Annotated in this window: 21 protein-coding genes; 15 read left to right on the top strand and 6 right to left on the bottom strand. The window is 50.8% G+C overall.

What is annotated here, in order from left to right; all coding sequences use genetic code 11:
- Positions 1-47: 47 nt before the first annotated feature.
- Positions 48-392 (bottom strand): hypothetical protein, encoded by a 345-nt coding sequence (locus tag LA337_13935; protein UBI14292.1) that lies wholly within the window; start codon positions 390-392, stop codon positions 48-50.
- A gap of 207 nt (positions 393-599) precedes the next feature.
- Between LA337_13935 and LA337_13930 the strand changes: the two genes are divergently transcribed.
- From LA337_13930 to LA337_13905, 6 genes are all read left to right on the top strand, one after another.
- Entirely contained in the window at positions 600-1289 is a 690-nt protein-coding gene (locus LA337_13930; GenBank protein ID UBI14291.1) for a DUF1571 domain-containing protein, read from the top strand.
- 13 nt (positions 1290-1302) lie between these two features.
- A complete protein-coding gene (locus LA337_13925; protein ID UBI14290.1) occupies positions 1303-1773 on the top strand; it encodes an SRPBCC family protein in 471 nt (156 codons plus the stop codon).
- Positions 1774-1979: 206 nt separating this feature from the next.
- Positions 1980-3122 carry a transglutaminase domain-containing protein gene (locus tag LA337_13920; GenBank protein ID UBI14289.1) on the top strand — a complete coding sequence of 381 codons (1143 nt, stop codon included), beginning with the start codon at positions 1980-1982 and terminating at the stop codon, positions 3120-3122.
- Positions 3100-3456 (top strand): hypothetical protein, encoded by a 357-nt coding sequence (locus LA337_13915; GenBank protein ID UBI14288.1) that lies wholly within the window; start codon positions 3100-3102, stop codon positions 3454-3456. The genes LA337_13920 and LA337_13915 overlap by 23 nt, the downstream gene beginning before the upstream one ends.
- Positions 3453-3734 carry a heavy-metal-associated domain-containing protein gene (locus LA337_13910; protein ID UBI14287.1) on the top strand — a complete coding sequence of 94 codons (282 nt, stop codon included), beginning with the start codon at positions 3453-3455 and terminating at the stop codon, positions 3732-3734. Before LA337_13915 ends, LA337_13910 begins: the two co-directional genes overlap by 4 nt.
- A 208-nt stretch (positions 3735-3942) precedes the next feature.
- Positions 3943-4608 (top strand): YecA family protein, encoded by a 666-nt coding sequence (locus LA337_13905; protein ID UBI14286.1) that lies wholly within the window; start codon positions 3943-3945, stop codon positions 4606-4608.
- Between the two features lie 27 nt (positions 4609-4635).
- On the opposite strand, the gene tyrP is transcribed toward LA337_13905, so the two are convergent.
- Positions 4636-5847: a tyrosine transporter TyrP gene (gene tyrP, locus LA337_13900; protein UBI14285.1), complete on the bottom strand. Its 1212-nt coding sequence runs from the start codon at positions 5845-5847 to the stop codon at positions 4636-4638.
- Between the two features lie 225 nt (positions 5848-6072).
- Here tyrP and LA337_13895 point away from each other — a divergent pair, with 225 nt between their 5' ends.
- Positions 6073-6312, top strand: coding sequence for a YecH family protein (locus tag LA337_13895; GenBank protein UBI14284.1), 240 nt, complete (start codon positions 6073-6075; stop codon positions 6310-6312).
- A gap of 45 nt (positions 6313-6357) precedes the next feature.
- Here the strand turns inward: LA337_13895 and ftnA are convergent, their stop codons facing one another.
- On the bottom strand, positions 6358-6855 hold the full coding sequence (gene ftnA / locus LA337_13890; protein ID UBI14283.1) for a non-heme ferritin: 498 nt from the start codon (positions 6853-6855) through the stop codon (positions 6358-6360).
- A gap of 192 nt (positions 6856-7047) precedes the next feature.
- On the bottom strand, positions 7048-7383 hold the full coding sequence (locus tag LA337_13885; GenBank protein ID UBI14282.1) for a YecR-like lipofamily protein: 336 nt from the start codon (positions 7381-7383) through the stop codon (positions 7048-7050).
- Positions 7384-7651: 268 nt separating this feature from the next.
- Between LA337_13885 and LA337_13880 the strand changes: the two genes are divergently transcribed.
- Positions 7652-8290 (top strand): RpiB/LacA/LacB family sugar-phosphate isomerase, encoded by a 639-nt coding sequence (locus LA337_13880; protein ID UBI14281.1) that lies wholly within the window; start codon positions 7652-7654, stop codon positions 8288-8290.
- 32 nt (positions 8291-8322) lie between these two features.
- On the opposite strand, the gene LA337_13875 is transcribed toward LA337_13880, so the two are convergent.
- A complete protein-coding gene (locus LA337_13875; protein UBI14280.1) occupies positions 8323-9744 on the bottom strand; it encodes an MFS transporter in 1422 nt (473 codons plus the stop codon).
- A gap of 129 nt (positions 9745-9873) precedes the next feature.
- Between LA337_13875 and LA337_13870 the strand changes: the two genes are divergently transcribed.
- Complete coding sequence (locus LA337_13870; GenBank protein UBI14279.1) at positions 9874-10125, top strand: DUF2766 domain-containing protein; 252 nt, start codon at positions 9874-9876, stop codon at positions 10123-10125.
- A 138-nt stretch (positions 10126-10263) separates the two neighbouring features.
- Here the strand turns inward: LA337_13870 and LA337_13865 are convergent, their stop codons facing one another.
- Positions 10264-10767 carry a non-heme ferritin-like protein gene (locus LA337_13865; protein UBI14278.1) on the bottom strand — a complete coding sequence of 168 codons (504 nt, stop codon included), beginning with the start codon at positions 10765-10767 and terminating at the stop codon, positions 10264-10266.
- A gap of 554 nt (positions 10768-11321) precedes the next feature.
- On the opposite strand from LA337_13865, the gene LA337_13860 reads away from it, so the two are divergent.
- The 6 genes from LA337_13860 to otsA all read left to right on the top strand — a co-directional run bounded on the left by LA337_13860 (position 11322) and on the right by otsA (position 18190).
- On the top strand, positions 11322-11879 hold the full coding sequence (locus LA337_13860) for a DJ-1/PfpI family protein (protein UBI14277.1): 558 nt from the start codon (positions 11322-11324) through the stop codon (positions 11877-11879).
- Positions 11880-12194: 315 nt separating this feature from the next.
- A complete protein-coding gene (locus tag LA337_13855; GenBank protein ID UBI14276.1) occupies positions 12195-13184 on the top strand; it encodes an arabinose ABC transporter substrate-binding protein in 990 nt (329 codons plus the stop codon).
- Between the two features lie 115 nt (positions 13185-13299).
- Positions 13300-14814 carry an arabinose ABC transporter ATP-binding protein AraG gene (araG, locus tag LA337_13850; protein UBI14275.1) on the top strand — a complete coding sequence of 505 codons (1515 nt, stop codon included), beginning with the start codon at positions 13300-13302 and terminating at the stop codon, positions 14812-14814.
- A gap of 14 nt (positions 14815-14828) precedes the next feature.
- Positions 14829-15815, top strand: coding sequence for an L-arabinose ABC transporter permease AraH (gene araH, locus LA337_13845; protein ID UBI18472.1), 987 nt, complete (start codon positions 14829-14831; stop codon positions 15813-15815).
- 175 nt (positions 15816-15990) lie between these two features.
- A complete protein-coding gene (gene otsB / locus LA337_13840) occupies positions 15991-16794 on the top strand; it encodes a trehalose-phosphatase (GenBank protein ID UBI14274.1) in 804 nt (267 codons plus the stop codon).
- A complete protein-coding gene (gene otsA / locus LA337_13835) occupies positions 16769-18190 on the top strand; it encodes an alpha,alpha-trehalose-phosphate synthase (protein ID UBI14273.1) in 1422 nt (473 codons plus the stop codon). Before otsB ends, otsA begins: the two co-directional genes overlap by 26 nt.
- Position 18191: the final 1 nt, after the last annotated feature.

The following is an 18191-nucleotide window of genomic DNA, read 5'->3' as shown; positions in this document are numbered from 1 at the left end:
GCCAGATACGTAAATTGTCCTCTACACACTCACTATTGCCAGTCATTCTATCGACGAATCGGTGCGTTAAACATAAAGCTCCCTCGGGCAGGGTTGTTAATAAACCCATCGCGGGCGGGATTATAGTTGTGGTCCTGGAAACTATTCATCAGGATGGGATCGCCAAAGCTATCCTGTATCGCCAAATGTCTGTGGATTCGGTTTCGTGCCCTGAGCGTGAAAGCGAAATCATCCGTTCCGCCAATGATGATGACGCCATTACCGGCTCGGAGTGCCGCGCTTAACTCTTGCTCTCTGACGGCCTGGTTTTGTAACGCGCTGGCTGTGGCAGACGATGACGCCAGCAGCAGTAATATGAGCACGGTGCATGAAAATACCGATGGCAGTTTCATGATTAATACCTGTTAAATGTATGGCTATTAAAGTATAGCTTTATGGTGTCATCTCAACTGAAAAGAAAACCAAACCAACTTTAAACCTGCTGCCCATACTGATTCAGAGGGGCCGGGAGAGTAGTGCCGCGCAGTTAAGAACTATAATAAAAACAGTCGACAGGTGATGGCTTCTGTTTACAGACAGTACAGATACAGGGGGCGGTCATGCGCGTCTCATTTTCTCCGCTAGTTGCGTTCACCGCTTTGCTCGTTTTTAGCTGCACAGTATGCCCGGCGGAAAAGAGAGGGGCATTTTTGCCGGATGTTGGGACCGCGGATCCTATTGCGTTTGCACAGCAGTCATTTAATAACATGGCCTCTTATCAGGTGATGATGCGATCCTCATCTGCACAGGGTGAGAATAAAATCATTCGCTACAGCTATCAGAAACCCGGCTATGTACGAATGGATTTTACCCAGCCGCATTCAGGCGCGGTGCTTATCTTTAATACTGTCAGCGGTAAAGTGACGTTATGGCCATTGGGTGTGGGTACGTTGCCCATTTTGCACCTGTCGCCAACCAATTCATTGATCCAGGATGAGCGCGGTCATCGGGTGGATCGCTCTGATATCGGCGTGTTGTTGGGCAATATTCGCTATCTGCAACGTGGGGGAACAACGACGGTTGTCGCTAAGGAGCGCCTTGCGGGGCGGGAGGCGACGCTCGTGTCCGTGGTTGGACAGGGAAGACTGGCCGTTGATGGCGTTCACCGTTACGACGTCTGGCTGGATAATTACCACGGACTCCCTGCCAAAGTGATCAGCTATGCCCCAGATGGGCAGCGATTAGAAACCGTTCTTCTGGAAGCGATGGTTATCAACATCCATTTTCCCACTCATTTCTTTACGCCTTGAGGGAGCCTGTATTGTGGCTGAGTATCAGTTTTCCACCGTCTGGCGGGTTGAGGCCTCAATCCAGGAGGTATGGGATATTTTTTCCCATCCGGACCAGTGGCCGGAATGGTGGGGAAGTCTGGAACGCATCGTTGAGCTAAAGAAAGGCGATCTACAGGGGATTGGGGCGCTGCATCGTTATACCTGGAAAGGGGCGCTTCCTTATCGCTTAACCTTTGACATCAACGTATTGAACATTCTGCCTTGCTCTCTGCTTGAAGGACAAGCCAGTGGCGCGGTGGAAGGGCGAGGCGTGTGGTCTTTTTCTGCAAGTGGTGCAGAAACTATTGTCAGGTATGACTGGAATGTGCGTACCACGATCCGCTGGATGAATTATCTTGCCCCGCTGGCAGCGCCTGTATTTCGCTGGAATCACAATACGGTCATGCGCGAGGGGGCAAGAGGGTTAGCCCGCAAACTGGCTACGCATGTGTATATATACTGAACTCGTTCCCACTGCTGTACTTTTTTGCCTGTAAATGGCTTAATAGCGACCTTGTAGTCTCTCATTTCATTCACAGTTAACAGGTCTGTTATTGATGAATAGCCTCCATCGGCTCGCCTTATTATGCCAGCCTCTGTCTGCTGTGATGATCGCATGCGGCTTCCCATTTAGCCGTAGCTCAACTCTTACAACATGGACAGACAGCAATGCAACGTCGACAGTTTCTCAAAAATAGCGTTCTCCTTTCCGCCGCCGGTTTAGTCGGTCCTGCCGTCATTAGTCAGACGGTCCGTGCCGCTGAGCCATCCGTTGCGCCAGTCGCTCGTCGACGTTTTGTCTTATCTCAAACGTATAAACTCAATCCTCCTAAGGGATCGAGCGGCGTGGTGAAACTGTGGATCCCGCTGCCGGTAGATACCGCATTTCAACAAATGACGGCGCTTGCCTTTAGCGGAAACTTTAAGCAAGCATACGTCACTACCAATAATACCTATGGTGCGAAAACGCTGTTTGCTACCTGGCCTGACTCGCAGGGCGAATTGTTGATTAACGTTGATATCGACATTGAAACCGCCGACTGGGAACCTCTGAAGCAGGATGCGCTGAAAACCTGGCAGGCACCCGAGCAGATTATTTACCCGCTGGATGTAAAACCGTATCTGTTGCCAACAGCACATACCCCAGTTGATGGGCTTGTTCTGGAAACTGCGCGTAAAATCACCGGTAATGAGCAGGATCCGCTGAAAAAAGCGCGCCTGATTTACGAATGGGTCAGCAGCCATATGGAGCGCGATAACGACGTCATTGGCTGCGGCACGGGGGATGTGGCGGAGATCTTAAAAAGCGGTAAGCTCAAAGGAAAATGCACCGACATGAGCTCCGTTTTTGTGGCTCTGGCGCGGGCCAGCGGTATTCCGGCGCGCGAACTGTTTGGCATCCGTCTGGGCAAAGCCAATAAACTCGAACGTTACTCGAAAAGCGCTTTTGGCAAAGCAGACGGTGCAGGCGTCGCCGATGTGAGCGGTGGACAACATTGCCGAGCCGAATTCTATCTTGCTGGTTACGGTTGGTTACCGTGCGATCCCGCTGACGTGACCAAAATGCGTCTGGCAGAGAAAAAATCGCATCAGGACGCCGATGTCCAGGCGGTAAACACTTACCTGTTTGGTAACTGGGAAATGAACTGGGTTGGATTCAACTACGGGCGTGATTTCGAGTTGTATCCGGCAACGGAGCAGGGAGCCATGAACAACTTTGGCTATCCTTACGCTGAAGTCGATGGCGACCCGATCAATTTCTATGATCCTAAAGCGTTCTCCTACAGCTATGTCGCCACAGAACAACGCTAAAGGGGCGGGACTCACCCTGTTGACGGCCGCTGCGGCTGCCGTCACCGCGGGCTTGTGCTGTATTGGACCGCTGCTCTACCTGCTGTTTGGTATTTCTGCGGCAAGCTTTGCTGTTTTCACCCGGTTTGAGTTTTTGCGAATGCCTTTGATGCTGCTGTCCCTGGGCTTATTGCTGCGGGTCTTCTGGCGGCTCTATTTTTCCAAACGGTTGTGGTGCTCCGGATGGCTAACGCTTAAGCAGGCGCGCATTCTCTACTGGTGTGCACTGGCGTTGATTTTGCCAGTGTTATTTTACCCAACGCTCGTCGCCTGGTTTTATGAGGTATTTGAATGAAGATCTTCACGTTAGTTGTATGTTTGCTGCTGCCGGTGTGGGCTCAGGCGACCAATCAAAAAGTGGTGCTGGATATACAAAATATGACCTGCTCGCTATGCGTTATTTCAGTCAATCAGGCGCTGCGTGAAACCGACGGCGTGATAAAAGCAAAATCCTCCCTAAAAACCCGGCAGGCGGAAGCGATCGTGCCAGAAGGTTTCCCAACCGATACTTTACTAAATGCTGTAGCGAAAACGGGCTATACCGCAACGCTCAACCGCATTGAGCAACAGTAAACCACCTGCGGGTGGTTTTATTGTGTTTTCCCGGTATGATGCCCGGCGGCTTAGTGTTCTCTTTTGTGCGTTAACTACCGGAATTCCCCTCGTTTCCTGTTAACCTGAACAGGCGGCAACTGATGCCGCATATGCCCATTTGTATCTGTTATCCCTCCAGCCATGTAGGATGATCACAGGCAAGATTTTTTGACTAAGGAAAAGCGTTATGAAAACGGGACCATTAAACGAGAGCGAACTGGAATGGCTGGATGATGTATTGACTAAGTACAATACGGACAAGGCTATTCTGGATGTATCAGAACTGGATGGTTTACTGACGGCGGTGCTGAGTTCTCCGTATGAAATTGAACCGGAGCAGTGGCTGGTCGCTATTTGGGGCGGCGCGCAGTATGTTCCTCGCTGGTCCTCCGAAAAAGAAATGACGCGTTTCATGAACCTGGCGTTTCAACATATGGCGGATACGGTCGACCGTCTGGATGAATATCCTGAGCAGTTTGAGCCGCTGTTTGGTTTACGTGAAATTGACGAACATGAACTGACTATCGTTGAAGAGTGGTGCTTCGGCTATATGCGAGGCGTTGCTTTGTCAGACTGGTCCGCGTTACCAGACACGTTAAAACCTGCGCTTGAGGCTATTGCGCTGCACGGTACGGAAGAGAACTTTGCGGTGGTTGAGAAGCTGACGCCAGAAGCGTTTGAAGAGAGCGTGGATGCCATTCGCCTGGCGGCGCTGGATCTGCATGCTTACTGGATGGCGCATCCCCAGGAAACGCCGGTCAAGGTACCGGTAAAAGTGGATGCCAAAGTAGGGCGTAATGACCCTTGTCCGTGTGGTAGCGGCAAGAAATATAAGCAGTGCTGTTTGCATTAACAGAAAGGGGCGAAAGCCCCTTTTGTTTTAACCCACTTCCGGTAGTAGTCCTGCAGCAATAGAAAACTGTACTGCTATCACCACAATGCCGCACAAAAATACCAGCGCCAGCGCCGGAGCTCCGCCCGCCACACGGTAGGTAGCCTGCGGATTTTGTTTTCTGCTCTGCCAGACCAGCATCGAGGGAATGAGCAGCGCCAGCACCGCCAGGGCAACGCCTGCATACCCCAGCGCCATGACGAAACCACGCGGATAGAACAGTGCAAATGCCAGCGGTGGCAGGAAGGTCACCACGCCAGTTTGTACTCTTCCCGCAGCGGTATTACGGCGTTGGAAGAGGTCGGCCAGGTAGTCAAATAATCCCAGCGCCACGCCGAGGAAAGAGGTCGCCAAAGCGAGGTCGGCAAACAGATGCACCGCCAGCTCGACGTGCGGCGAAGCCACGACTTCACGCAATGCCTGCAATAAACCGTTTAAGCCAGCGTGGTTGGCTAACAGCCCCATGAACGTGGACGAGTTAATACTGCCAAGCGTGGCCAGTTGCCAGAAGATATAAGCGACCAGCGGAATGGCGCTACCGGTGATAAACACCCAACGCAATTTACGGATGTTGCCATTCATATAGCTGACGATACTGGGGACGCTACCGTGAAAACCGAACGAAGTGAAGATAACCGGGATTGCGGACAATGCCAGTCCCTGCTGAAGCGGTAGCGTAAGCAGGTTTACTTTATGGATATGCGGCATCAACAGAGCCAGCATCGCCACCAGGAAGATTATCTTGGCGCTGAATAACAAACGGTTGAACAGATCGACCAGCGAGGTTCCTACGCAAACCACACCACCGGCAACAAAGGTGAACAGCAGCACGCCTGTTGTCGGTGATAGAGTTGTTCCGGTCCAGTCGCTGATGCTGGAAGCCAGCAATTCACCCGCGCCACTGATATACGCCGCCGTCAGCGCGTACATTAAAAACATCATGCTAAAACCCGTTACCCATTGTCCGTAACGACCAAGATAACGTTTTGCCAGCGTACCCAGCCCGGTATCAGCCGGTACGTGTTGATACACTTCAAGCAGCAACAGCGCGGTGTAGCACATCAACGCCCAAAGACTCACTAACAACACCAGCGTGACGCTAAACCCCACGCCTGCCGCAGCCAGCGGCATTGCCAACATACCGGCACCAATCGTGGTTCCCGCCACGATAAAAATACTACCCAGGGTTCTGTTTTTCACGCTTTCCTCTGTCCCAGAGATAATCAACGGTTATATCTGCGGCGCAGGTTAAGGCAAAACGCTATTTTCGTCAAATCACCGTTACAATGTATGTACATTAATCTTTACGATATTTCTCGCCTTAAGATGTATGACAAATGACATTTATCTGCGACTAAACCTGCGTTAGCGCAAAGCAGCGCCGTGCGGTTCACATTAGGCTACGGACTTTATTGAGGAGGTAGTATGGAATCTATTCACGGTCACGAAGTGCTCAACATGATGATTGAATCTGGCGAGCAGTATTCGAATGCCAGCCTTGAGGCGGCGATTACGGCACGGTTTGGCGAGCAGGCGCGTTTTCACACCTGTTCTGCTGCGGATATGACGGCAGCCGAGCTGGTGGCGTTTTTAGCGGCGAAGGGAAAGTTTATTGCACAAGAAGACGGCTTCTCTACGCACGAAAGCAAGATCTGCCGTCACTAATTGTCACGGGTAATGATGGCGGGTTGCCTTCATTACCCAGAGACATTAATTCTGTGTATCAAGCGTAGCCAGTTCTTTATCGATGAAATAAAGACCTTCGCCACTTTTCCCTGCCAGTGATAACTTATCAATAACAGATTTAAATAATTTCTCTTCTTCATGCTGCTCGGCAACATACCATTGCAGGAAATTAAACGTCGGGTAATCCTGGTGAGTCATTGCCGCGTGTGCCAGCTCATTAATTTTCTGGGTGATCAGTTGCTCGTGTTCGTAAGTGACACGGAACAATTCGTCCAGAGACGCATATTCAGCAAAAGGGGAAGAGACGGTATTAATACACGGCAAGCTGCCGGTATCGGTCAGGTAGTCAAACAGACGCTGCATATGCGTCATCTCTTCCTGGGCGTGACGGCGCAAAAACGCAGCGGCACCTTCGAAGCTGTGATAGCTGCACCACGCGCTCATCTGTTGGTAGAGCAGAGAAGAATATAATTCAAGGTTCATCTGCTCATTCAGTTGGTCGATCATTTCTGTTTTCAGCATGGTTCTGCTCCACAAACGTTATTATATATTGACGTGGCGCCACTATAATTTGTTATTTAATTATTTGCAAAAGGTAAAATAATAAATTTATTTATTAAAAATGCGAATGGGAATAAAACGCATTAACGCTACTGGTCGGAGAATAAATAACGAGAAGGCAGAAGACCAGCAATAATGTGCTGGTCGAAAATATTAATAATTAAAGGAAGTGGATGGTGATACCGCTGCGCCGTGACACTGCCAGGCGAGGGTTATTTTGGTATTTAAACACAAAGAACCGGCGTACAGGCTACAGGTTGACACCGGCTGACCAAACGCCATTGCGCTGGCATAACCCAGGCGCTGACACTCTTTGGTGGCTGTCCCCTGGGTAACGTAGTCATCGGTACGCGCCGACTGTAACATGGCCTGGTTGTAGGTCAGGCGAACCACGCCGGTGATGGCGCTGGCTTCGCTGACCTGCGCCTGTTTAGTTATAGTGCATCCTGTCAGCACGAGCGGCAAAAGGGCAAGGATAAAGGTCTTCATGTGATCGCTCTGAAAGTTCGGAGATAGGCTATCATGGCATACGTGTTGACGTATCAATGGCTTGAATAACCTGAAAATCACCTGCGATTAATCGCAACGACGTCAATTTCTTGAGGCCATTCTCAGCTTTCGAAGGAAAAATGTGAGCACTTCATTATTTTATAAAACAAAATTTCATTAAATTTGAAAGTGAGTTTGCAAAATAGTAATGTGGCCTGAATGTTATGACTTTCTGCGGGTCCCCGCAGCGCATTCAGGAGATTACAGAATGAAAATTGCATTGATGATGGAAAACAGCCAGGCAAGCAAAAACGCCATCATTCATAACGAGCTTAAAGCCGTCGCGGATGAGAAAGGTTTTCCAGTGTACAACGTCGGGATGAGCGACGAAAATGACCATCATCTGACCTACATCCATTTAGGGATTATGGCCAGCATCCTGCTCAATTCCAAAGCCGTGGATTTTGTTGTCACGGGTTGCGGTACGGGTCAGGGGGCAATGATGTCGCTGAATATTCATCCGGGCGTGGTGTGTGGTTACTGTCTTGATCCGGCTGACGCGTTCTTATTCTCTCAGATCAACAACGGTAACGCGCTTTCTCTGGCATTCGCCAAAGGTTTTGGTTGGGGCGCTGAGTTAAATGTGCGCTATATGTTTGAAAAAGCGTTCACTGGTCGTAACGGCGAAGGTTATCCGCCTGAGCGTAAAGAGCCACAGGTGCGTAACGCCGGTATTCTGAACCAGGTGAAAGCGGCGGTGGTAAAAGAAAACTATCTGGATACGCTACGCGCTATCGATCCTGAGCTGGTGAAAACCGCCGTATCGGGTCCGCGCTTCCAGCAGTGTTTCTTTGACAACTGCCAGGACAAAGCGATCGAAGCGTTTGTTCGCGAGATAATTGGCTAAACCTGTTGGCCCGGCGGTGTTCACCTGTCGGGCTATCTGTTCTTATCAGACACCGCGCTTCCAGCATCACGGGCAAGTCGCAGCGTATCCACCATGCCGACCAGGCAAATAATGGCAATAGCGACAAAGGCCAGCCGGAAACTGATTCCTGGAATATTCCCCAATGTCAGCCACTTACTCACCTCATCGCCGATACGGATCCCGATAGCGGCCAATGAAATGCCTAAGCCTACCGCTAATTGTGTTGCCGTACTGAACAACGTATTGGCGTAGCTCATTTGTGACGCGGGGACATCCGCAAAAGCAAGCGTGCTGACGCCGGTAAACTGAATTGAGCGGAATACGCCGCCCAGATACAACACCAGCAAAATAACCCACACGGGAGTCTGTGGCGTAATTAATGCGCAGGCCAGCAGCGCCAGGACGTTAAGCGCACCATTGATTAACAGCAGTCTCTTAAAGCCGAGCCAGCGTATTAACGGCGTAGTGGCAGGTTTTATCGTCAGATTGCCTACAAACACCGCCAGTACCAGCGAGCCTGCATGAAAAGCATTCATGCCAAAACCGACCTGGAACATTAACGGCAGCAGAAATGGCACCGCGCTGATAGAAGCGCGAAACAGCGACCCGCCGTACATGGTGACGCGAAAAGTTGGGACGCTCATGGCATCAAGACGAATCATCGGCCAGGTAGCACGACGAAAATGATGCAGGGCAAACAGGAAGGTCACTGTCCCTAGCGCCAGAAGCCCGGCGGTTAGCCAGCCCTGCGGCTGCCGGGTTCCCAGTAACTCCATGGCATACACCAGACTTACCATCGCAACAGAGGTCGCGATAAAACCCGCTATATCAAACGGACGACGCTCGTCGTCATGAATATCCGGGATAAACCTTAGCGCCAGCGCGATCGCCAGTATTCCCAGCGGTACGTTAATAAAGAAGATCCAACGCCAGTTGGCATAGCTGGTAATGAATCCCCCAAGGGGAGGTCCAATGATAGGTGCGACCAATGCGGGCCAGGTCAGGGTGGCAATAGCGGTGATCAACTGATGTTTAGGCGTGGTGCGCAGTACCGCAAGACGGCCAACAGGAACCATTAATGCGCCACCGACGCCCTGCAAGATTCGCATGGCGACAAAACCCTCAAGGCTTTCGGACAAACCGCATAAAACCGACGCGAGGGTGAAAATCGCCAGCGCCAGGGTAAACACCTTTCTTGCACCGAAGCGATCCGCAATCCAGCCGCTGGCGGGGATAAGCACCGCAAGGGTTATCAGGTAGGCGCTGATGCCAATGTTCAGGTCTACCGCCTGCACACCAAAACTTTTAGCCATATCAGGCAGGGCGGTGGCAATCACCGTGCCGTCAATAAATTCCATAAAGAAAGCCCCGGCAACAAGTAATGCCGCCGGTGAAAGACCGCGTTTGTTCTCGACCGCTAACTGTTCACTCATGTTGTGCTTGCCATCTCAAAAGAAACTGACTGGAACTATTTTTATTTCCAACGCATTCGTTATGCGTGGGCGGCTATCGTTTCGAGCGCTGAATGGGTACTATGACGACCTTTCAATAAGGAGCTCACCATGTCCCAAACACTGAATGCCGATCAGGAACTGCTCTCGGACGTTGTTGCCTGTCAGCTGGTTATCAAGCAAATTCTGGATGTTCTTGATGTTATTGCCCCAGTAGAAGTTCGGGAAAAAATGTCCAGCCAGCTGAAAAGCATCGATTTTTCCAGCCATCCTGCAGGTGCCGATCCGGTCACTATGCGCGCAATACAAAAAGCGGTTGCCTTGATCGAGCTGAAATTCACGCCGCAGAATGAATCCCACTAAAATAAACCGTTGTTTCAGGTTTTAGAAAGGTTTTTTTGCGCCTCGCAGAATGGAGGCGCGTGCATAGGGAAAATCAGAGGTTGGCCGGATAAGGCGCATCACATTACTATCCGGCATTAACGCTTTGAAAACTGAAGATTAGTGATGCTGGTAATTCACGACGTTGAGCAAGTGCTTATCGGTTTGCGCCATGCACAGCCCCGCGCGTTTGGCGCTGCGGACTTCGTCAAGTATCGTCTGTAACAGCACGCCATCCTGCTGCTGCTCTTTTTCCAGGTCGTGAAGAAAATCGATGGTTGGCGCATCGTTTAACGCTTCTGCTTCATTGGTTAAACGTGAGAGCCTACTCGAGCGCTGTTGATATTCATCCAGCGTTTTCTGAAACAATTCTTCAAGGGAAGTCAGTTCATCACCCGGAACATCAATGGCCTTGACGATGGGGTTAGCCCCGGCACTTTTCATAAAATTGAACATCCGCATCATTTGAGTCACGTTACCTTGTGCCTGAGTGCGAAGAAACGTGGCGGTACCCGTCAGGCTATGCTCGTAGCACCATTCGCTCAGATGCAGGTAAAGATTCGATGCGTAGAACTCGAGGTTCATTTGCGTGTTGAGTTTATGAACAATTCCAACTGCAGCCATATCAATATCCTTATTTCCAGAAAGGGGAATGTACGTTACTAACGCCAGTACAGCGGGCTGCCGCTGCACTTCACCTCTACGTACAATTAAAACTGTTAGCAGAATAAATCCGTTCCGCCGGTCCTTTAGTGATCACGAATTATATTCGCTCCCGATCGAGATTCAGCATAACGCTTGCTATGACATAAGAAAATCCTTAAATCCGTGTATTTATGTTTTTTTACATATTGTCATAACAGTACTTGTGCTTCTGCCGTTTTGGCATATAGGTGATATGAATATAACGAATTGATATTTATGCCATTAAACACACTCTTCAATAATGAAATGGTGTTTTAAATCACAAAATTAATTTCCACAATAAGGTATTGTCTGGCACCTGATGATTATCTGCTCATGTTGTGAAGCAATTTCACGATTGGGCTGAATCTGTACTAATTATCTGATGACTAATTTTTTGCGCCAGATCAGTTTTAATCAAATTAAGAAAATTAACGGCCTGAACTATTCGTCATTAATTGTGTTGTGAATTTGGATAACGCGAGGAGTTACATATGAAGAAGGTTGCGGTGCTGCTGGCACCTGGTTTTGAAGAGGCGGAGGCGATTGTTACCATTGATATTCTGCGTCGTCTGAATATCGAAGTCGAAACGCTGGCCTGTGCAGAGTCACGTGCAGTGGTGAGTTATCATGACGTACCGATGGTGACAGACAGTACGCTGGCCGCGCGCCAGGCATATCTCTACGACGCCATCGTGCTGCCCGGCGGGCCGCAGGGCAGCGTTAATCTTGCTGCCAGTGAGACGGTCATCCAGTTTGTCGCCCGACATGATCAGGCGGGGAAACTCATTTGTCCGGTGTGTTCTGCGGCTGCGCGCGTGCTGGGCGGCAACGGCCTGCTGAAAGGACGTCGCTACGTGTGCTCGGGAGATCTGTGGCAAAACGTCACGGATGGGGAATATATTGATGCGCCGGTAGTTGAAGATGGCAATCTGATTAGCGGCAAAGGGCTGGGGCATATTTTTGATTTTGCATTAACACTTTCGGCACGTCTGCTGGGAGATGACATTCCGGTCCGCGATCACGCTGACCATATTTATTATCGATGGTAATCATTTTCCCGAATGCTTCGGTATTCGGGAACAAGGATTCGTTGGCTGACGTTATGGACTAATCTGCTATTTCTCTTTTTTCCCGTCGACAAAATCGCGTTTTTTTATGTCATTTCCCGCTGAATTTATGTACGCAATTACTGTAATTCTGTGGTGTGATGCCGCTCTCTTATGGAGAATCAATTTCCCGCTAAAAATACTCTCAGCACTGGCATTGATCTTATCAATAAAAGGTAATGCCTTGTTTTACGTCCGAATTACAAAAAATCGTCTGATTTTACCCTACATAAAAGAACGTTAAAGCTGGAGTTAACCATGCACAAATTCACTAAAGCGTTGGCTGCCATCGGTCTGGCTGCCATTATGTCACAATCCGCTATCGCTGAATCCATGAAGCTCGGTTTCCTGGTCAAACAGCCGGAAGAACCGTGGTTCCAGACTGAATGGAAATTTGCCGATAAAGCCGGTAAAGACCTTGGTTTTGAGGTGATTAAAATTGCCGTCCCGGATGGTGAGAAAACCCTCAATGCCATCGACAGCCTGGCTGCAAGTGGAGCAAAAGGGTTTGTGATTTGTACGCCGGACCCCAAACTCGGGCCTGCCATTATGGCTAAGGCGCGAGGCTACGATATGAAAGTCATTGCCGTCGATGACCAGTTTGCCAACGCCAAAGGTAAGCCGATGGATACCGTGCCGCTGGTGATGATGGCTGCAACCAAAATTGGTGAGCGCCAGGGCCAGGAGCTGTATAAGGAGATGCAAAAGCGCGGTTGGGATGTGAAATCCAGCGCCGTCATGGCCATTACCGCCAACGAACTTGATACCGCGCGTCGCCGTACGTCAGGTTCAATGGAAGCGCTTAAAGCCGCAGGCTTCCCGGAAAAACAGATCTACCAGGTTCCAACAAAATCAAATGATATCCCCGGTGCATTCGATGCCGCTAACTCCATGCTGGTTCAACATCCTGAAGTCAAACACTGGCTGATTGTCGGCATGAACGACAACACCGTGCTGGGCGGCGTACGTGCGACTGAAGGGCAGGGCTTCAAAGCGCCAAACGTAATTGGTATCGGTATTAATGGCGTTGATGCCGTGAGTGAACTGTCCAAAGGCGAAGCGACCGGGTTCTACGGCTCACTGCTGCCAAGCCCGGACGTTCACGGCTACAAATCAAGTGAAATGCTTTACAACTGGGTAACGAAAGGTGCAGAGCCACCGGCGTTTACTGAAGTGACGGATGTGGTGCTGATTACCCGCGATAACTTCAAAGAAGAGCTGGCGAAGAAAGGCTTAGGCGGTAAGTAACATAAATGCCGGATGCGACGTCAAAGCGTCTTATCCGGCCTACGAATCGCGTCCTCAGAAGGCCGGATGAGGCAAAGCCGCCATCCGGCTTAAAGATCTGACTCACGGAGACGTTATGCAACAGTCTACCCCGTATCTCTCATTCCGCGGCATTGGCAAAACATTCCCGGGCGTTAAAGCGCTTACGGATATCAGTTTCGACTGTTACGCCGGTCAGGTGCATGCGCTGATGGGCGAAAATGGCGCCGGAAAATCAACACTCTTAAAAATTCTCAGCGGTAACTATGCGCCAACGACGGGATCTTTGACGATCCGCGGACAGGAAGTTTCGTTTGCAGACACCACGGCCGCGCTCAACGCCGGTGTCGCCATTATTTACCAGGAGCTGCATCTCGTCCCGGAAATGACCGTTGCCGAGAATATTTATTTAGGCCAGTTGCCGCACAAAGGCGGGATTGTAAATCGCTCGCTGCTGAACTATGAAGCGGGGCTACAGCTTAAGCATCTGGGCATGGATATCGATCCCGACACGCCATTGAAATATCTCTCCATCGGTCAATGGCAGATGGTGGAGATAGCAAAAGCGCTGGCGCGTAATGCCAAAATTATCGCGTTTGATGAACCGACCAGCTCCCTGTCTGCACGCGAAATTGAGAATCTGTTTCGCGTCATCCGTGAGCTGCGCAACGAAGGACGCATCATCCTGTACGTATCGCACCGTATGGAGGAAATTTTTGCTCTCAGCGATGCCATCACCGTGTTTAAAGATGGGCATTACGTCACAACGTTCACGGATATGCAGCAGGTCGATCACGATGCGTTGGTGCAGGCGATGGTTGGACGCGACCTCGGTGATATTTATGGATGGAAATCCAGACCGTATGGCGCAGAGCGGCTGCGTTTGCATGAGGTCAAAGCTCCCGGTGTGCGTACGCCGATCAGTTTATCGGTACGCAGCGGTGAAATTGTCGGATTGTTTGGCCTGGTAGGCGCCGGGCGTAGCGAATTGATGAAAGGACTGTTTGGCGGCACACGCATCACGGCAGGCCAGGTGTTTATTGATGAGCAGCCTATTGATATTCGTAAACCGAGCCATGCCATTGAAGCGGGAATGATGCTGTGCCCGGAGGACCGCAAAGCGGAAGGGATCATTCCGGTCCATTCGGTGCGTAACAACATCAACATTAGCGCCCGTCGTAAACATGTTCTGGGCGGATGCGTGATCAACAACGGCTGGGAAGAGACCAATGCCGATCACCATATTCGCTCACTCAATATTAAAACGCCGGGCGCGGAGCAGCTGATTATGAACCTCTCCGGCGGTAATCAGCAGAAGGCTATCCTTGGCCGTTGGTTATCGGAAGAGATGAAGGTGATTTTGCTGGACGAACCTACACGCGGCATTGATGTAGGTGCCAAGCATGAAATTTATAACGTGATTTATGCCCTCGCAGCGCGCGGCGTGGCCGTGCTGTTTGCTTCCAGTGACCTGCCAGAAGTGCTCGGTGTCGCCGATCGTATCGTGGTGATGAGAGAGGGCGAAATTGCCGGTGAGTTGCTTCATGAACAGGCGGATGAGCGCCAGGCCTTGAGCCTTGCTATGCCTAAAGTCAGCCAGGCTGTAGCCTGAATAAGGAGAGAATGATGTCTTCCGTTTCTACATCGGGTTCTGGCGCAGCAAAATCGGCGCTAAATCTTGGTCGCATTTGGGATCAGTACGGGATGCTGGTGGTGTTCGCCGTGCTGTTCCTGGTTTGTTCCCTCTTTGTGCCAAACTTTGCCACTTTCATCAATATGAAAGGGCTGGGGCTGGCGGTATCGATGTCGGGTATGGTCGCGTGTGGGATGCTGTTTTGCCTGGCATCCGGTGACTTCGACCTGTCCGTCGCGTCCGTGATTGCCTGCGCCGGGGTCACGACTGCCGTGGTCATTAACATGACTGAAAGCCTGTGGATTGGCGTGGCTGCCGGGCTGCTGCTCGGTATTCTCTGTGGTCTGGTTAATGGGTTTGTGATTGCGCGTTTAAAAATTAACGCCCTGATCACCACCCTTGCGACGATGCAGATTGTACGTGGTCTGGCCTATATTATTTCCGACGGTAAGGCGGTGGGGATTGAAGATGAGCGCTTCTTTACCCTCGGCTACGCGAACTGGTTTGGTCTGCCGGCACCTATCTGGATCACGGTTGTCTGTTTTATCGTCTTCGGTTTACTGCTGAATAAAACTACGTTTGGTCGCAACACGCTGGCTATTGGGGGCAATGAAGAGGCGGCACGTCTGGCTGGGGTTCCGGTCGTTCGTACCAAGATTATTATCTTTATTTTGTCTGGGCTGGTATCCGCCATTGCCGGGATCATCCTCGCATCACGTATGACCAGCGGCCAACCAATGACCTCAATCGGCTATGAGCTGATCGTGATTTCCGCCTGCGTGTTAGGGGGCGTTTCGCTCAAAGGCGGCATCGGAAAAATCTCATATGTAGTGGCCGGGGTGTTAATTCTGGGAACGGTTGAGAATGCGATGAACCTGCTGAACATCTCTCCGTTCGCCCAGTATGTCGTACGTGGTCTAATCCTGCTGGCGGCGGTGATCTTCGACCGTTACAAGCAAAAAGCGAAGCGTACCGTTTGATGATTTAAACCCCAACTTTTTAGTCTAGCTTTAGCTCATCGCCAGCCGCTACCCGGCTGGCGATTGTTTTTGCAAATGGCGAGCATGGTCACACTGTCTATACTTATATCCGTCGTACATCATATATACGGCGCGATCCGCGCGGCGTACAGACCATGATGAGGAGGATAACCGGGTGACAGCATCACTGATCATACCCCCTGAACAATCTGCAAACTGTGCTTATTTTTTTGATCTCGATGGGACATTGGCTGAGATCAAACCTTTTCCAGACCAGGTCGTCGTCCCTAAGACAATCCTGCAGTTATTACATCAGCTGGCTACACGTAATGCGGGGGCGCTGGCATTGATTTCAGGGCGCTCGATGGCTGAGCTTGATGCGCTTACCACTCCCTTACGTTTTCCGCTCGCCGGAGTGCATGGGGCAGAGCGCCGTGATATCAATGGCCAAACTCATATAGTGCGCCTGGCTGAGGCAATAGAGCGCGAAGCAGGAGAGTTATTACAAACAGCGCTGGCGACGATGCCGGGTACAACGCTTGAAGCAAAAGGAATGGCTTTCGCGCTGCATTACCGCCAGGCCCCGGAACATGAAGCGGCGCTAATTAATCTGGCTGAGCGTATCACGCACAGATGGCCGCAACTGGCTTTACAGCATGGAAAATGCGTTGTGGAGATAAAACCAAAGGGGACCAATAAAGGCGATGCAATTGCCGCATTTATGCAGGAAGCCCCTTTTGCCGGTCGGATCCCCGTTTTTTTCGGAGACGATCTGACGGACGAAACCGGGTTTGGCGTGGTTAATCGCGCTGGCGGGATTTCCGTGAAGGTGGGCAACGGAGCGACGCAGGCGACATGGCGTCTGGATGGCGTGAGTGATGTCTGGCACTGGCTGGAACAAAATAACTCTTCGCAGCAAGAATCGAAAGCAACGAATAACAGAAGAGGTGGCTATGAGTCGTTTAGTCGTAGTATCTAATCGTATCGCCTCACCAGATGACAAAGGGAGCGCAGGTGGGCTTGCTGTCGGCGTGCTGGGCGCGTTGAAGGCTGCTGGTGGCCTGTGGTTTGGCTGGAGTGGCGATACGGGTAATGAGGACAAACCATTAAAAAAAGTCACGCGTGGCAATATTACCTGGGCTTCGTTTAATTTGAGTGAGCAGGACTACGAAGAGTATTACTGCCAGTTTTCAAATGCTGTTCTATGGCCTGCGTTTCATTATCGTCTGGACCTGGTACAGTTTCAGCGTCCTGCATGGGAAGGCTATCAGCGGGTGAATGCCTTACTGGTAGATAAACTGCTGCCGCTGCTTAGCGATGACGACATCATCTGGATTCATGATTACCATCTGCTGCCGTTTGCCAGCGAACTGCGTAAACGCGGTGTGAATAACCGTATCGGCTTTTTCCTGCATATTCCATTTCCGACGCCGGAAATTTTTAATGCGCTACCTCCACATCAGGCGCTACTTGAGCAGATGTGCGATTTTGATTTGCTCGGTTTCCAGACCGAAAACGACCGTCAGGCTTTTCTGGATTGCCTGGCAGCCCAGACGCAGGTATCCACGCAGAGCGATAATCACCACCGGGCATGGGGAAAAGCGTTTTGCACCCAGGTGTATCCTATTGGTATTGAGCCAGATGAGATCGCCCGGCAGGCCTCCGGACCTTTGCCGCCGAAGCTGGCGCAACTGAAAGCGGAACTCAAAAATGTGCAGAATATATTTTCAGTTGAGCGTCTGGATTACTCTAAAGGGTTGCCAGAGCGATTTCAGGCCTATGAGGCTCTGCTGGAACACTATCCGCAGCACCACGGTAAAATTCGCTACACGCAGATAGCGCCAACGTCGCGTGAAGAGGTACAGGCCTACCAGGATATTCGTCACCAACTGGAGACTGAAGCGGGGAGGATTAACGGTAAATATGGCCAACTGGGCTGGACGCCGCTCTATTATCTGAATCAGTACTTTGATCGTAAATTGCTGATGAAGATCTTCCGCTACTCTGATGTAGGACTGGTGACCCCGCTGCGCGATGGTATGAACCTGGTGGCGAAAGAGTTCGTGGCCGCGCAGGATCCTGCCAACCCTGGCGTGCTGGTGTTATCACAATTTGCCGGGGCCGCAAACGAGCTAACTGCCGCCCTTATTGTTAATCCTTACGATCGCGATGAAGTCGCTGGCGCATTAAACCAGGCGCTGACGATGCCGCTTGCCGAGCGTATCTCTCGCCACGCTGAGATGCTCGAGACTATCATTAAAAACGATATCGACAACTGGCAGGCGATGTTCATTTGCGATCTGGAAAAAGTCATTCCGCGCCAGAGTAAACAGCCATTGCCAGACAACGTTTCATCCTGCTCTAAGCTGGCGTAAC

This window comes from Citrobacter europaeus (assembly GCA_020099315.1).
Taxonomy (GTDB): Bacteria; Pseudomonadota; Gammaproteobacteria; order Enterobacterales; family Enterobacteriaceae; genus Citrobacter; species Citrobacter europaeus.
Note: the sequence above shows the minus strand (reverse complement) of the source record. Positions and strands in the feature narration are given on the sequence as shown.

Excerpts from the sequence above, each read along its gene's own strand:
- LA337_13935 (UBI14292.1), bottom strand. The coding sequence starts at position 392 with ATGAAACTGCCATCGGTATTTTCATGCACCGTGCTCATATTACTGCTG.
- LA337_13930 (UBI14291.1), top strand. The coding sequence starts at position 600 with ATGCGCGTCTCATTTTCTCCGCTAGTTGCGTTCACCGCTTTGCTCGTT.
- LA337_13920 (UBI14289.1), top strand. The coding sequence starts at position 1,980 with ATGCAACGTCGACAGTTTCTCAAAAATAGCGTTCTCCTTTCCGCCGCC.
- LA337_13915 (UBI14288.1), top strand. The coding sequence starts at position 3,100 with ATGTCGCCACAGAACAACGCTAAAGGGGCGGGACTCACCCTGTTGACG.
- LA337_13910 (UBI14287.1), top strand. The coding sequence starts at position 3,453 with ATGAAGATCTTCACGTTAGTTGTATGTTTGCTGCTGCCGGTGTGGGCT.
- LA337_13905 (UBI14286.1), top strand. The coding sequence starts at position 3,943 with ATGAAAACGGGACCATTAAACGAGAGCGAACTGGAATGGCTGGATGAT.
- LA337_13895 (UBI14284.1), top strand. The coding sequence starts at position 6,073 with ATGGAATCTATTCACGGTCACGAAGTGCTCAACATGATGATTGAATCT.
- ftnA (UBI14283.1), bottom strand. The coding sequence starts at position 6,855 with ATGCTGAAAACAGAAATGATCGACCAACTGAATGAGCAGATGAACCTT.
- LA337_13885 (UBI14282.1), bottom strand. The coding sequence starts at position 7,383 with ATGAAGACCTTTATCCTTGCCCTTTTGCCGCTCGTGCTGACAGGATGC.
- LA337_13880 (UBI14281.1), top strand. The coding sequence starts at position 7,652 with ATGAAAATTGCATTGATGATGGAAAACAGCCAGGCAAGCAAAAACGCC.
- LA337_13875 (UBI14280.1), bottom strand. The coding sequence starts at position 9,744 with ATGAGTGAACAGTTAGCGGTCGAGAACAAACGCGGTCTTTCACCGGCG.
- LA337_13870 (UBI14279.1), top strand. The coding sequence starts at position 9,874 with ATGTCCCAAACACTGAATGCCGATCAGGAACTGCTCTCGGACGTTGTT.
- LA337_13865 (UBI14278.1), bottom strand. The coding sequence starts at position 10,767 with ATGGCTGCAGTTGGAATTGTTCATAAACTCAACACGCAAATGAACCTC.
- LA337_13860 (UBI14277.1), top strand. The coding sequence starts at position 11,322 with ATGAAGAAGGTTGCGGTGCTGCTGGCACCTGGTTTTGAAGAGGCGGAG.
- LA337_13855 (UBI14276.1), top strand. The coding sequence starts at position 12,195 with ATGCACAAATTCACTAAAGCGTTGGCTGCCATCGGTCTGGCTGCCATT.
- araG (UBI14275.1), top strand. The coding sequence starts at position 13,300 with ATGCAACAGTCTACCCCGTATCTCTCATTCCGCGGCATTGGCAAAACA.
- araH (UBI18472.1), top strand. The coding sequence starts at position 14,829 with ATGTCTTCCGTTTCTACATCGGGTTCTGGCGCAGCAAAATCGGCGCTA.
- otsA (UBI14273.1), top strand. The coding sequence starts at position 16,769 with ATGAGTCGTTTAGTCGTAGTATCTAATCGTATCGCCTCACCAGATGAC.